13 protein-coding genes are annotated in these 12,461 nt (G+C 69.0%); 11 read left to right on the top strand and 2 right to left on the bottom strand.

Going from position 1 to position 12,461, the window contains the following annotated elements; all coding sequences use genetic code 11:
- Positions 1 to 101: 101 nt before the first annotated feature.
- The 8 genes from moeB to IAE34_RS16905 all read left to right on the top strand — a co-directional run bounded on the left by moeB (position 102) and on the right by IAE34_RS16905 (position 8,963).
- Positions 102 to 1,274: a molybdopterin-synthase adenylyltransferase MoeB gene (gene moeB / locus IAE34_RS16870; protein WP_200140100.1), complete on the top strand. Its 1,173-nt coding sequence runs from the start codon at positions 102 to 104 to the stop codon at positions 1,272 to 1,274.
- A gap of 10 nt (positions 1,275 to 1,284) precedes the next feature.
- On the top strand, positions 1,285 to 1,695 hold the full coding sequence (locus tag IAE34_RS16875) for a Mov34/MPN/PAD-1 family protein (RefSeq protein ID WP_200140101.1): 411 nt from the start codon (positions 1,285 to 1,287) through the stop codon (positions 1,693 to 1,695).
- Positions 1,696 to 1,739: 44 nt separating this feature from the next.
- On the top strand, positions 1,740 to 2,012 hold the full coding sequence (locus tag IAE34_RS16880) for a MoaD/ThiS family protein (protein ID WP_200140102.1): 273 nt from the start codon (positions 1,740 to 1,742) through the stop codon (positions 2,010 to 2,012).
- A 70-nt stretch (positions 2,013 to 2,082) separates the two neighbouring features.
- The gene (locus IAE34_RS16885) at positions 2,083 to 3,888 is read left to right on the top strand and encodes a CoA transferase (protein WP_200140103.1); all 1,806 of its coding nucleotides are present in this window, start codon (positions 2,083 to 2,085) and stop codon (positions 3,886 to 3,888) included.
- The gene (locus IAE34_RS16890) at positions 3,885 to 5,534 is read left to right on the top strand and encodes a class I adenylate-forming enzyme family protein (RefSeq protein ID WP_200140104.1); all 1,650 of its coding nucleotides are present in this window, start codon (positions 3,885 to 3,887) and stop codon (positions 5,532 to 5,534) included. Before IAE34_RS16885 ends, IAE34_RS16890 begins: the two co-directional genes overlap by 4 nt.
- A gap of 3 nt (positions 5,535 to 5,537) precedes the next feature.
- Entirely contained in the window at positions 5,538 to 6,746 is a 1,209-nt protein-coding gene (locus tag IAE34_RS16895) for an acyl-CoA dehydrogenase family protein (protein ID WP_200140105.1), read from the top strand.
- The gene (locus IAE34_RS16900; protein WP_200140106.1) at positions 6,743 to 7,921 is read left to right on the top strand and encodes an MFS transporter; all 1,179 of its coding nucleotides are present in this window, start codon (positions 6,743 to 6,745) and stop codon (positions 7,919 to 7,921) included. The genes IAE34_RS16895 and IAE34_RS16900 overlap by 4 nt, the downstream gene beginning before the upstream one ends.
- The gene (locus tag IAE34_RS16905; protein WP_200140107.1) at positions 7,905 to 8,963 is read left to right on the top strand and encodes a glucuronyl hydrolase; all 1,059 of its coding nucleotides are present in this window, start codon (positions 7,905 to 7,907) and stop codon (positions 8,961 to 8,963) included. The genes IAE34_RS16900 and IAE34_RS16905 overlap by 17 nt, the downstream gene beginning before the upstream one ends.
- Before the next feature lie 110 nt (positions 8,964 to 9,073).
- Here the strand turns inward: IAE34_RS16905 and IAE34_RS16910 are convergent, their stop codons facing one another.
- Positions 9,074 to 9,673, bottom strand: coding sequence for an FMN-dependent NADH-azoreductase (locus tag IAE34_RS16910; protein WP_200140108.1), 600 nt, complete (start codon positions 9,671 to 9,673; stop codon positions 9,074 to 9,076).
- Between the two features lie 109 nt (positions 9,674 to 9,782).
- A complete protein-coding gene (locus IAE34_RS16915; RefSeq protein WP_200140109.1) occupies positions 9,783 to 10,097 on the bottom strand; it encodes a 3-phosphoglycerate kinase in 315 nt (104 codons plus the stop codon).
- A 48-nt stretch (positions 10,098 to 10,145) separates the two neighbouring features.
- On the opposite strand from IAE34_RS16915, the gene IAE34_RS16920 reads away from it, so the two are divergent.
- Genes IAE34_RS16920 through IAE34_RS16930 form a run of 3 tightly spaced genes read left to right on the top strand, consistent with a single transcriptional unit; the run spans position 10,146 to position 12,461 of the window.
- The gene (locus IAE34_RS16920) at positions 10,146 to 11,069 is read left to right on the top strand and encodes a LysR family transcriptional regulator (RefSeq protein ID WP_200140110.1); all 924 of its coding nucleotides are present in this window, start codon (positions 10,146 to 10,148) and stop codon (positions 11,067 to 11,069) included.
- 13 nt (positions 11,070 to 11,082) lie between these two features.
- Positions 11,083 to 11,910, top strand: coding sequence for an alpha/beta fold hydrolase (locus tag IAE34_RS16925; RefSeq protein ID WP_200140111.1), 828 nt, complete (start codon positions 11,083 to 11,085; stop codon positions 11,908 to 11,910).
- Positions 11,904 to 12,461, top strand: a complete 558-nt coding sequence (locus tag IAE34_RS16930; RefSeq protein WP_200140112.1) for a peptidylprolyl isomerase — start codon at positions 11,904 to 11,906, stop codon at positions 12,459 to 12,461. The genes IAE34_RS16925 and IAE34_RS16930 overlap by 7 nt, the downstream gene beginning before the upstream one ends.

The raw sequence follows: 12,461 nt of genomic DNA on the forward strand, positions 1-12,461 counted from the left end.
CGCGCTTTGCCATACGAATCGGCCCGCTCGAAGGATTGAATCAACGGTCAGCGCAATTGAAAATGGTTCCAGTTCGTATCTACTGAATGGAAGAAAGCGATATGACCTTACCGCCTCTGGTCGAGCCCGCAGCCGAGCTCAGCCGCGAAGAAGTGAACCGCTACAGCCGTCACCTGCTGATTCCCGACATCGGTGTGCTCGGCCAGCGCCGCCTGAAGAACGCCAGGGTGCTGGTCATCGGCGCCGGCGGGCTGGGCTCGCCGACCCTGCTCTACCTCGCCGCCGCCGGCATCGGCACTCTGGGAGTGATCGATTTCGACCGGGTCGATGAATCCAACCTGCAACGCCAGGTGATCCACAGCGTCGACACCCTCGGCGAGCTCAAGGCCGAAAGCGCGCGCCAGGCCATCGCCCGTCTCAACCCGCTGGTGAAGGTACGCACCCACACCGAACGCCTGGAAGCGGACATGGCCGTGGAGCTGTTCAGCGGCTACGACCTGATCCTCGACGGCACCGACAACTTCGCCACGCGTTACCTGGTCAACGACGCCTGCATCCTGGCCGACAAGCCCTACGTGTGGGGCTCGATCTTCCGCTTCGAAGGCCAGGCCTCGGTGTTCTGGGAAAACGCCCCGCACGGGCGCGGCCTCAACTACCGCGACCTCTACCCGGAACCGCCACCACCGGAGTTGGCGCCCTCCTGCGCCGAGGGTGGGGTGCTGGGGGTGCTGTGCGCGGCCATCGCTTCGATCATGGCCACCGAAGCGATCAAGCTGCTGACCGGCATCGGCGAACCGCTGCTCGGTCGGCTGATGGTCTACGACGCCCTGCAGATGAGCTATCGCGAGCTGCCCTTGCGCCGTCTGCCGCAGCGTCAGCCGGTCACCGCCCTGGGCGACTACCAGGCGCTGTGCGGGCTGGACCGACCGGCCGCCAGCGATGCCGCGCCGGTGCCGCAGATCAGCGCGGTGCAACTCAAGTCGCTCCAGGATGCCGGACGCGCGCCGGTGATCATCGACGTGCGCGAGCCGACCGAGTGGGACATCGTGCACATCGACGGCGCGGTGCTCATGCCCAAGTCCGCGCAGGTGGCGACGCAGATCGTCGAGCGCTACGGCCACGACACCGACCTGGTGATCACCTGCAAGTCGGGCATGCGCTCCAGGGCCGTGGCCGGCGATCTGCAACGGCTCGGCCACGACAAGGTGCGCGACCTGCAAGGCGGCGTGCTGGCCTGGGTGCGCGAAGTCGAACCGGCCCTGCCGAGCTACTGAGGACGCCCACATGGTTCTGCGCATCAGTGCCCAGGCCTTGGAGCAGGTACGGCACCTGGCCCAGGCCGCGCATCCGATCGAAGCCTGCGGGCTGATCGCCGCCGCCAGCGGCGAGGCACTCGCGCACAGGGTCGTGCCGATGCGCAACCAGGCCGCCAGCCCCACCTGGTTCAGCTTCGACCCCCGCGAACAGCTGCAGGTCTGGCGCGAGCTGGATCAGCGCGACGAAGACTGCCGGGTGATCTATCACTCGCACACCGCCAGCGAAGCTTGGCCGAGCCGCGAGGACATCGCCCATGCCGGCGACGCCCAGGTGCACTACCTGATCGTCTCGACCTGGAGCCAGGCGCGGCATACGGCACGCAGCTTTCGCATCATCGACGGACAGGTGTTCGAAGAACCCTTGTCCGTCCAGCCCTGACCCTGCCGCCACGGCGGCCCAACCCGCAACACAAGGAGACACGCATGTCGGTTTCAGTGATGGTCCCTACCCTGCTGCGCCCGCTCACCGACGGCCAGAAACAGGTCCAGGCCCAGGGCGACACGGTGCGCCACATCATCGAGCACCTGGACAGCCGCTTCCCCGGCATCAAGGCGCGCCTGGTGAATGACGACCAGGTGCACCGCTTCGTCAACATCTACGTCAACGACGACGACATCCGCTTCGCCGACGGCCTGGCCACGGCGATCCGTCCGGGTGACCAGCTCACCGTGCTGCCCGCCGTCGCCGGCGGCTGATCCGTCGTCCAGCGCTTCGCGGGGCCGCCCGCGAAGCCTGCTCGCCCGTCCCCTGTCCGCGAGATCCGCCATGTCCCGTATGCTCGATGACGCCAGCCTCGGCTGGCGCAGCGGCCCTTCCCTGCCCGGTTGGCAGGGCCTGAGCCGCGCCCTGCAACACCACGGCCAGTGCCTTGGCCTGCAAGCGCTCGACGGCCTGGCCGAGGGTTCAGCGCTGCAGTTGATCCACCCCGATCTGCACCCTGTGTACACCCGGCTGGTCGCACCGCCCGGCCTGCCCCTGGAAAGCACCAGCGAGTTCACCCAGCAAGCGGCCTGCGGCCTGATGTCGGTGCACGGCCGCGCCAGTGGCCGGCCGCAAGCCTTGGGCGTGGATTACCTGGCCGCCCTCAACGCCGCCCTCGCCTGGCAGGCCAGCCTCGCCGCTGCCGTCGGCCAGTTGCGCGGCGGGCAGTTCACCGAGGTGAGCCTGGATCCGCTGCGCGGCGGCCTGTTGAGCATCGGCCAGTACCTGGCTGGCGCGACCGCACCGGAGGATGCCGAGCGGCTGCTGCCCGGCGAGTACGACGCGTTCGCCCGTCCACCTTTCGTGTCGATCGAAGGCACGGCCTTCGAACTGGAGACCCTCGACAGCCAGCCCTGGCGCCACTTCTGGCACGCCCTGGGGGTGCCCGACAGCCTTTCAGGCAAGGCCTGGCAGCACTTTCTGCTGCGCTATGCCAAGGCCGTGGCAGCGATGCCGGCCGAGTGCCTGGATGCGCTGGCGCGCCTGCCGCTGGCGCAGATCCAGGCACAGGCACGGGCCAGCGGCGTGGCGCTGGTGGTCCTGCGTAGCCCGGCGCAGCGCCAGGCCGATGCCGACTACCCCGCCAGCCTGGGCGGCCCCTGGCGCCTGACACCCGGCCCGCAGGCGCCGCTGCGTCCAGCCCCCCGCCCTGGGGCGCTGCCGTTGCAGGGTATACGCGTGCTGGAATCCTGCCGGCGCATCCAGGGTCCGCTGGCTGGGCACCTGCTGGCCCTGCTCGGCGCCGAAGTGATCCGCCTGGAACCGCCGGGTGGCGATCCCCTGCGGCACATGCCGCCCTGTGCCGAGGGTTGCTCGGTGCGCTTCGATGCGCTCAATCACCTGAAGACGGTGCGCGAGGTGGATATCAAGTCCGCCGCCGGTCGCGCCGAGATCCATGCCCTGTGCGCCGACGCCGATGTGTTCCTGCACAACTGGGCGCCCGGCAAGGCCGCCGAGCTGCGCCTGGACGCCGCCGACCTGCAGCGCACCCAGCCGAGCCTGGTGCATGCCTACGCCGGTGGCTGGGGCGACGCGTCGGTGTCGGCGCCCGGTACCGACTTCACCGTGCAGGCCTGGTCCGGGGTCGCCGAGCGCATCGCCCGCGCCAGCGGTACCCGCGGCGGCACGCTGTTCACCGCGCTCGACGTGCTGGGCGGCGTGATCAGCGCCCAGGGCATCTGCGCCGCGCTGCTCGACCGCAGCCTGCACGGGCGCGGCAACCAGGTGCACAGCTCGCTGCTGAGCGCCGCCGACCTGCTGCTGGCGGCCGACCACGACAGCGCCGCCCCGCCCAGCCTGCTGCAAGGGGTGTTCGAGACCGGCGACGGCCTGCTCGCGCTGGATTGCCAGACCCGCCAACAGTGGCAGGCGCTGGGCCGACTGCTGGGCAGCACCTGCGCGCCCGAAGACCTGCCCCGGCGCCTGGCCAGCGCCGACGCCCGGCACTGGCAGACACGTTGCCAGGAAGCCGGTATCGCCGCCAGCCAGGTGCATCAGGACCTGGCGGGCCTGGCCAACGACCCGCGCCTGGCCGACTGCTTCGGTCGACGCGCCTACCGATCCGTTCAATCACCCTGGAGTTTCACATGAACACTGCCGGCATCATCGACCTGGTACCCCAGACTGCCCGTCGCCGCTGGCGCGAGGACGGCAGCTACCCCAATCGCGACGTGTTCGACCTGTTCCGCGAGCGCGCCCGGGAAACCCCGGACAAGCCCGCGGTGCTGTCTCCCGAAGGCGACGTCAGCTACGCCGAACTGCTCGGTGCAGCCCTGCGCCTGGCCGGCAGCTTGCGTCAGTCGGGCATCGTCGCTGGCGACGTGGTGGCCTATCAACTGAGCAACAGCTGGCGCTGCTGCGCCATCGACCTGGCGGTGGCAGCCCTGGGCGCCATCGTCGCGCCCTTCCCGCCGGGGCGCGGCAAGCTCGATATCCAGTCGCTGGTGCGTCGCTGCGATGCCCGTGCGGTCATCGTGCCGGCCACCTACGCCGACATCGACCTGTGCGAGGTCATCGAATCGCTGCGCCCGACCCTGCTTTCGCTGCGCGTGCTGATCGTCGACGGCGCGCCACGGGCGGGCTGGTCGACCCTCGACAGCCTGCTGGAGCACGCACCGATCGACAGCACCAGCCTGCCAAGGGTGTGCCCGGACTCGCCGGTGCGCCTGCTGGTGTCCTCGGGCACCGAGTCCGAGCCCAAGCTGGTGGCGTATTCGCACAATGCGCTGATCGGTGGCCGAGGACGCTTCCTGCAACGCATCAGCGACGACGGCGCCGAATTCCGCGGCCTGTACCTGGTGCCGCTGGGCTCCTCGTTCGGCTCCACCGCCACCTTCGGTGTGCTCAGTTGGCTGGGCGGCTCGCTGGTGGTGCTGCCGCGCTTCGAGGTCGGCGAGGCGATCAAGGCCATCGCCCGCCTGCGCCCGAGCTTCATCCTCGGCGTGCCGACCATGCTCCAGCGCATCGCCGCCGACCCGGCCCTGGCGCAGATCGACACCTCCAGCCTGCGCGGGCTGATCTGCGGCGGTTCGCTGATCGACGAAGCCACCGTGCTGCGCTGCACCGAAGCGTTCGGTTGCGGCTTCATCAGCCTGTACGGCTCGGCCGACGGGGTGAACTGCCACAACACCCTGGACGATCCGCTGGAGGTGGTGCTGGGCAGCGTGGGCAAGCCCAACCCGGCGGTCTGCGAGATCCGCATCGTCGACGACCTGGGCCGCGAAGTGCCCCACGGCAGCGTGGGTGAAATCACCGCACGGGGGCCGTTGAGCCCGATGCAGTACGTCAACGCGCCCGAGCTGGACGAGCGCTATCGCGACGCCGAGGGCTGGGTGCGCACGGGCGACCTGGGTTTCATCGACGCGGCCGGCTACCTCAAGCTGGCCGGGCGCAAGAAGGACATCATCATCCGTGGCGGCGCCAACATCAGCCCGGTGCAGATCGAAGGCCTGGCCATGGCCCACCCGGACGTGGTGAGCGTGGCCTGCGTGCCGGTGCCCGACGCGGACCTGGGCCAGCGCGTGTGCCTGTGCGTGACCCTGCGCGACGGCGCGCCGCGCTTCGCCTTGCAGGACATCACCGGGTTCCTGCGCGAACAGGGCCTGGAAGTGAACAAGCTGCCGGAATACCTGCGCTTCTATCGCCACCTGCCGCTGACACCGGCCGGCAAGGTCGACAAGCGTGCCCTGGCCGCCGACGCGGCCGGGCTGGGCGAACCCGTGCGGCAGGTGGGTTGAGCCATGGACGAGGAGCCCATCACCGAGTTGGCGCAGCGGGTGCGCCACTTCGTCGACCAGCACATCCTGCCCCGTGAGGCCGAGCTGGGCCGCTGCGACGCGGCGGCAGCGCGGTTGAGCACCGAACTGCAAGCGCAGGCCAAGGCCGCCGGGGTCTTCGGCAATTTCTATCCGGTGGCCGACGGCGGTCGCCTGACGCACCTGACGGACTATCTGGAAGTGGCCGCCGAAGAAGGCCGCAGCGAGTTCGCGCCGGCGATCCTGGGCTGCGACGCGACCCTGGACTGCCACATGCTGGCACGCCACGCCAACCCGAGCCTGCGCGAGCGCGTCTACCTGCCGCTGGTGCGTGGCGAGCAGGTGCCCTGCTATGCGATGTCCGAGCCCGACAGCATCGGCTCGATCCCGGCCACCCTCAACAGCCGCGCCCACTGGCAAGGCGACCACTGGCGGCTGACAGCGCGCAAGTGGTTCATCTGCCGTGCCGAGCGGGCGGACTTCGCCACCGTCATCGCCCGCAGCGACGACGGCCCGTTGCAAACCGGGCTGTCGATGCTGGTGGTGCCCAGCGACAGCCCGGGCTTTCGCTTCGTGCGGCCCCTGGCGCTGCTAGGGCGTCAGCAGGGCCAGGGCGAATTGCACCTCGAATCGGTGCGGGTCGAGCCAGACCAGGTGCTGGGCACGCCCGGCCAGGGCCTGATGCTGATGCAGCAGCGCCTGGGCCTGGGCCGCCTGCTGCGCGCCGCCCATTGGCTGGGCCTGGCCCGACGCTGCTTCGACGACCTCTGCGCGCGGGTGCACTCCACCCGAGGCGCCCAGGCACGGCTCGCCGACAAGCAGCTGGTGCGTGCCCGGGTGTACCGCTGCTACCGCGAGATCGCCGCCGCCCGGGGCCTGCTGCGCGACGCGGCGGCCTCCTTCGATCGCGGCCAGGCCAGTGCCATCGAGGTCAACCTGGCCAAGCTGGCGGCCTCCGATGCCCTGTCGCTGGCCGTGGATTCGGCGATCCAGGTGATGGGCGCCGAAGGCCTGAGCGAGCTGTCGCCGCTCTCGGGCATCTACCGCGGCGCCCGCACCACACACATCCTCGACGGCACCGACGACGCGCTGATCAGCACCCTGGGGCGCGACCTGCTCCAGGCCACCCGTCGCGGTCGCGCCTTCGATGTGCTTGCACCGTACGCGCCTTCGACGGCCCAGGAGGTCCCATGAAGCGTCATATTCCCCTGGCCGCTCTGCTCACCTGCGCCATGGGCCTGCCGATGATGGTGTTCTATGCCCTGGGTGTACTCGGCCCGCAGTTGATCGAAGAACTGGGTCTGGACCGCCAGCAACTGGGCTGGCTGACCACCAGCGCCTTCGGCCTGGCGGCACTGCTCTCGCCCTGGGCCGGGGCGCTGGTGCAGCGCATCGGCTCGCGCCGTGGCTTGCAGGCGCTGTTCGTGCTGGTGGCGCTGTCCTTCGCCCTGGTGCTGGTGCTGCCAGGCTTCGCCGGGCTGGTGATCGCCCTGGGCTTCTGCGGCGTGGCGCAGGCCCTGGCCAACCCCGCCACCAACCAGGCCATCGCCCAGACCGCAGACGCCCCCCGCGCCAGCCTGGTGGGCATCAAGCAGGCCGGGGTGCAGGCCTCGGCGCTGCTCGCCGGCCTGGCCCTGCCGACCCTCAGCCAGGCCCTGGGCTGGCGCCTGGCGCTGGCCTGCTGGGCGCCGTTGGCGCTGCTGCTGGCGCTGCTGGTCGCTCGGCAGATCGCCCCGGCGCCCCAGGCGAATCGAGCACCGCTGCGCGTACAGCGCCCCAACGGCTGGCTGCTGCGGCTGATGGCCATCCAGGGTTGCGCCGGGCTGTGTCTGTCGGCTTTCATCACCTTTTTCGGGGTGCATGCCAGCAGCCTCGGCGTGACGCCCGCGAGCATCGGCCTGATGATCGGCGCATTCGGCGTCACCGGCATGCTGTCGCGGCTGTTGCTCACGCCACTGGGCGCGGCCTTCAAGGACGAGACCGTGCTGCTGGGCGGCCTGTTCCTGTTCGCCCTGGCGACGATGGCGCTGATGCAGCAGGCCACGCCCGCGCGCCACTGGCCGCTGTGGGCGGCGGTGGTCGGCATGGGCCTGAGCCTGGTGGCCAGCAACGCGGTGGCCATGAGCATGCTGCTGCGCGAGCCGCGCTTCGGTGGCGTGGCCAGCAGCGCCGGGCTACTGTCGCTGGGGTTCTTCGGCGGTATCGCGCTGGGTCCACCGCTGTTCGCGGTGCTGCTGCGCCAGCCCGGTGGCTTCGCAGCGGGCTGGACACTGTTGATGATCGCCCTGTGCCTGGGCGCCGGGCTGTGTCGCAGCCTGTACCGGGCGCGGCGGGTGTCGGGGGGCTGCGCCGATGCCGGAACAGCGTAAACGCGAGGCGATCGTCCACGCCCTGCTGGCGCCCCTGCCGCGAATATCGCAGCAGTGCGATGGGCAGTTCCCGCTGTACCGACCTGATCGGAACACGCCCTGGAAACTGTCGCGTCGCGGTTCCTGGCTGGGCGGCTTCTGGGCCGCATTGTGGTGGCGGCGCGCCCAGGCCACCGGCGACGCGGCGGACGTGGCCCAGGCCCGGACCTGGAGCGCACGGCTGGCTGCACAGCTGGGCGAGCCGAGCATCAACCGCAGTTTCGTGTTCTGGTACGGTGCCGGCCTTGCCGCCCGTCATCCAGAGGGCGAGCAGGCCGGTGAGCTGGCGACCCAGGCCGCCGCTGCAGTGGCCGCCGATTACGATCCGCAGTTAGGCGGTTGGTGGCTGGGCACCGGCCTGGGGGCCGGCGAGTCTGGCGCCAGGCGCCTGGACATCGACGCCCTGGCCCCGACCCTGGCGCTACTGCATGCCAGCCCGGACGCCGACCACGCGGGGATGGCGCGCCAGCACCTGCAACGCTGCCTGCACAGCCTGTCCGAGCCCTCGGGCGCCTGGGCCAACCAGGCCCTGTGGCTGCCGGACGGTCGCTGGCAGCGACACGCGCCGGGCAACTGGGCGCGTGGTCAGGCCTGGGCCATGCTGGGCCTGGCCGAGGCCGTGGGCCGTTACGGCGGTGAATACGCCGAAGCCGCCAGCCGGGCCTGCGAGTACTGGACCCAGCGCTGGGGCGCTGCGGCGGCCAGCGGCCGCCCAGGCGCCGACGAGGCGGACCCCTGCGCCATCGCCATCGCCTCGCTGGCCCTGCTGCGCCTGTGGCAGTGCCTGCCAGGGCGCAATGCCTGGTGCGAGCTGGCCTGCCGACAGATCGCCGGACTGCTGACTGCGGCCGTACGGCGCGGCTGCTTCATCGGCCACCGCTATCGCCTCGATGCGCAGCGCACCCGCTTGGTGGAAACGCCCTGCGCAACCTTCTTCCTGGTCGAGGCGCTCCGCGCCCAGGGCCAGGTGCTGGCCGGCGACGGCGGTGTGGCGGGGTGGTGAGCGGCGCGGGTCGACGGGTGTAAAAAAAGCCCGGTCACGATCATGACCGGGCCGATACACCCAAAGGAGCGACAGGTGTCAGGGGTTGGGAATAGGTTCGCCCACAGGCTTCAGGCCACTGCGGCCAGCCTGGCCTTGGCCTGGTTCAGGCCTTTTTCGTGGAAATCACCACTCATGTTCAGGCCTTCGGCGTGGATGAATTCCACCTCGTGGATGCCGATGAACGCCAGTACCTGGCGCAGGTAGGGCTCCTGGTGATCGCTGCTGGCGCCGGCGTGGATGCCACCTCGGGCAGTCAGCACCACGGCACGCTTGCCGGTCAGCAGGCCCTGGGGGCCGGTGGGGGTGTACTTGAAGGTGATGCCGGCGCGCAAAACGTGGTCGAGCCAGGCCTTGAGCGTGCTGGGGATGGTGAAGTTGTACATCGGCGCCGCCAGTACCAGCACATCGGCGGCCAGCAGTTCGTCGGTGAGCTCGTTGGAGCGTGCCAAGGCCTGGGCCTCGGCGGCGCTGCGCTGGGCTTCGGGTTTCGTCCAGCCGCCGAGCAGGTCGGCATCCAGGTGCGGCAGCGGGTTCAGCGCCAGGTCGCGCAGGGTGACCTCGTCGCCAGGGTGCGCCGCCTGCCATTGCTGGACGAATGCGCGGGTGAGCTGGCGCGACACCGAGTCCTGCTGGCGGGCGCTGCTTTCGATGATCAGTACGCGGGACATGGCTGCCTCCATCGGCAAACGTAAATGCGGTTCGATGGAGGTGAGACTAAAGCTTGACCTATCGATAAAAAAGCGTAAAAAATCGCTTCAATCTATCGAGAAATCCGTTTCATTTAGGCTGACAATTCATGTCGATGCGCAGCTTGATGATCTGACGATGGAACTTGGCCGTCACGTCGACGCTTCTACCGGCCGGCACGTTCACCCGTCGTACCCGAGGCGCCTCCGGACCGTTGCGAAAGATCACCTTGCAGGCAGCAGGCAGCTGTCCATAGTTGTTCAGGGTGACACTGCCGATATCCGGCGCCGTGTCGTACGAGGTGAAGTCGAGCTTCACCCCCTCGATCTGCTTCTGCACCTCGATCGGGTACGCCATCGCCGCCACCGGCAGCAACGACAACAGCATGGCCAGGCATTTCTTCATCGCGCGCGCTCCTTGGAAGTGCGCAGCTTAGGACAACAGGAGCCGAACATGAAAGCGCCACGCGTGACCCTGGATCAGTGGCGAACGCTGCAGGCGGTGGTCGACCACGGCGGCTTCGCCCAGGCCGCCGAAGCCCTGCACCGCTCGCAGTCGTCGGTGAGCTACACCGTGGCGCGCATGCAAGAGCAGCTTGGCGTGCCGCTGCTGCGCATCGACGGGCGCAAGGCGGTGCTCACCGAGGCCGGCAGCGTGCTGCTGCGCCGCTCGCGGCAGCTGGTCAAGCAGGCCAGCCAGCTCGAGGACCTGGCCCATCACATGGAGCAGGGCTGGGAGGCCGAGGTGCGGCTGGTGGTCGATGCCGCCTACCCCAGTGCGCGCCTGGTGCGCGCCTTGAGCGCCTTCATGCCCCAGAGCCGCGGCTGCCGGGTGCGCCTGCGCGAAGAGGTACTTTCCGGGGTCGAGGAAGTGCTCAACGATGGCGTCGCCGACCTGGCCATCAGCAGCTTCAACATTCCCGGCTACCTGGGCGCCGAGCTCAGCGCGGTGGAGTTCGTCGCCGTGGCCCATCCCGAACACCCCCTGCACCGGCTCGGTCGTGCCCTCACCTTCCAGGACCTGGAAAGCCAACTGCAGGTGGTGATCCGCGATTCGGGCCGCAGCCAGCCCCGCGACGTCGGCTGGCTGGGCGCCGAACAGCGCTGGACGGTAGGCAGCCTGGGCACGGCGGCGACCTTCGTCGGCAGCGGCCTGGGCTTCGCCTGGCTGCCCCGGCACATGATTGAGCGCGAACTGGGCGAAGGGCTGCTCAAGCCCCTGCCGCTGGATCAGGGCGGCAGCCGCCACCCCTTGTTCTATCTTTACGCCAGCAAGGAAAAAGCCCTGGGCCCGGCCACGCAGATCCTCATCGAGCTGCTGCGCAACTTCGACACCGCGCCGCTGGACGTGCCTTTCGCCGCGCCACCGCAAGCCTGAGAGGACCTCGCCCATGGCCAGTTTCGAACGTCACGGATGCCGCCTGCACTATGAAGTCCACGGCCAGCAAGTCCATGGCCAGGGCGAGCCGCTGGTGCTGCTGCACGGCCTGGGCTCCAGCAGCCAGGATTGGGAGCTTCAGGTGCCAGCGCTCAGCCGCCATTACCCGGTGATCCTAATGGACATCCGCGGCCACGGTCAGTCGGACAGGCCCCGCGACGGCTACCGCATCGACACCTTCAGCGACGACCTGCTCGCCCTGCTCGACCACCTGGGCACCGGGCCAGTGCACTTGGTCGGCCTGTCCATGGGCGGCATGGTGGGCTTCCAGTTCGCCGTGGACCACCCACAGCGGCTGCGCAGCCTGTGCATCGTCAACAGCGCCCCCGAAGTCAAGCGCCACACCCTGCGTCACTGGCTGTGGTGGGCCCAGCGCTGGAGCCTGGCACGCCTGCTCAGTGTGGAAACGGTCGGCCAGGCGCTGGCCACGCGACTGTTTCCCAAGCCCGGCCAGGCGGTACTGCGCCGCACCATGGCCGAACGCTGGGCACGCAACGACAAGCGCGCTTACCTGCGCAGTTTCGATGCCATCGTCGGCTGGGGCGTGCAGGAACGCATCGGCCAGATCCAGTGTCCGACCCTGGTGGTGGCCGCCGACCACGATTACACCCCGATACAGACCAAGCAACACTATGTCGCGCTGATGCCCAACGCGACACTGGCGATCATCGAGGATTCGCGGCACGCTACGCCGTTGGATCAACCCGAGGTCTTCAACCAGACCCTGCTGCGGTTTCTCGCAGCCCACGCACGCGCTCAAGGATCATCGAACCCATGCTGAAGAAACTGCTGCTCACCGCCTGCTCGCTCGCCCTCGCCACCAGTGTCGTGGCATCGGACAAAACGCCCCACGTGCTGCTGGACACCAGCTTCGGCCCGGTCGAGATCGAACTCAACGCCGAGAAGGCGCCGATCAGCACCAAGAACTTCCTGGCCTACGTGGACAGCGGCTTCTACAACAACACCATTTTCCACCGGGTCATTCCAGGCTTCATGGTCCAGGGCGGTGGCTTCACCGAACAGATGGTGCAGAAGGACACCAAGGATCCCATCCGCAACGAGGCCAGCAACGGGCTGATGAACACCCGTGGCACGCTGTCGATGGCGCGCACCTCCAACCCCAACTCGGCCACCAGCCAGTTCTTCATCAACGTGGCCGACAACGATTTCCTCAACCCTGGCCGCGATGCCGGCTACGCGGTGTTCGGCAAGGTCACCAAGGGCATGCAGGTGGTCGACCAGATCGTCAACTCGCCCACCACCGTCAAGAAAGGCATGCGCGACGTGCCCGCCGACCCGGTGTTCATCAAGTCGGCCAAACGTATCGACTGA

It is taken from the genome of Pseudomonas sp. S30 (assembly GCF_016518545.1).
Lineage (GTDB): Bacteria > Pseudomonadota > Gammaproteobacteria > Pseudomonadales > Pseudomonadaceae > Aquipseudomonas.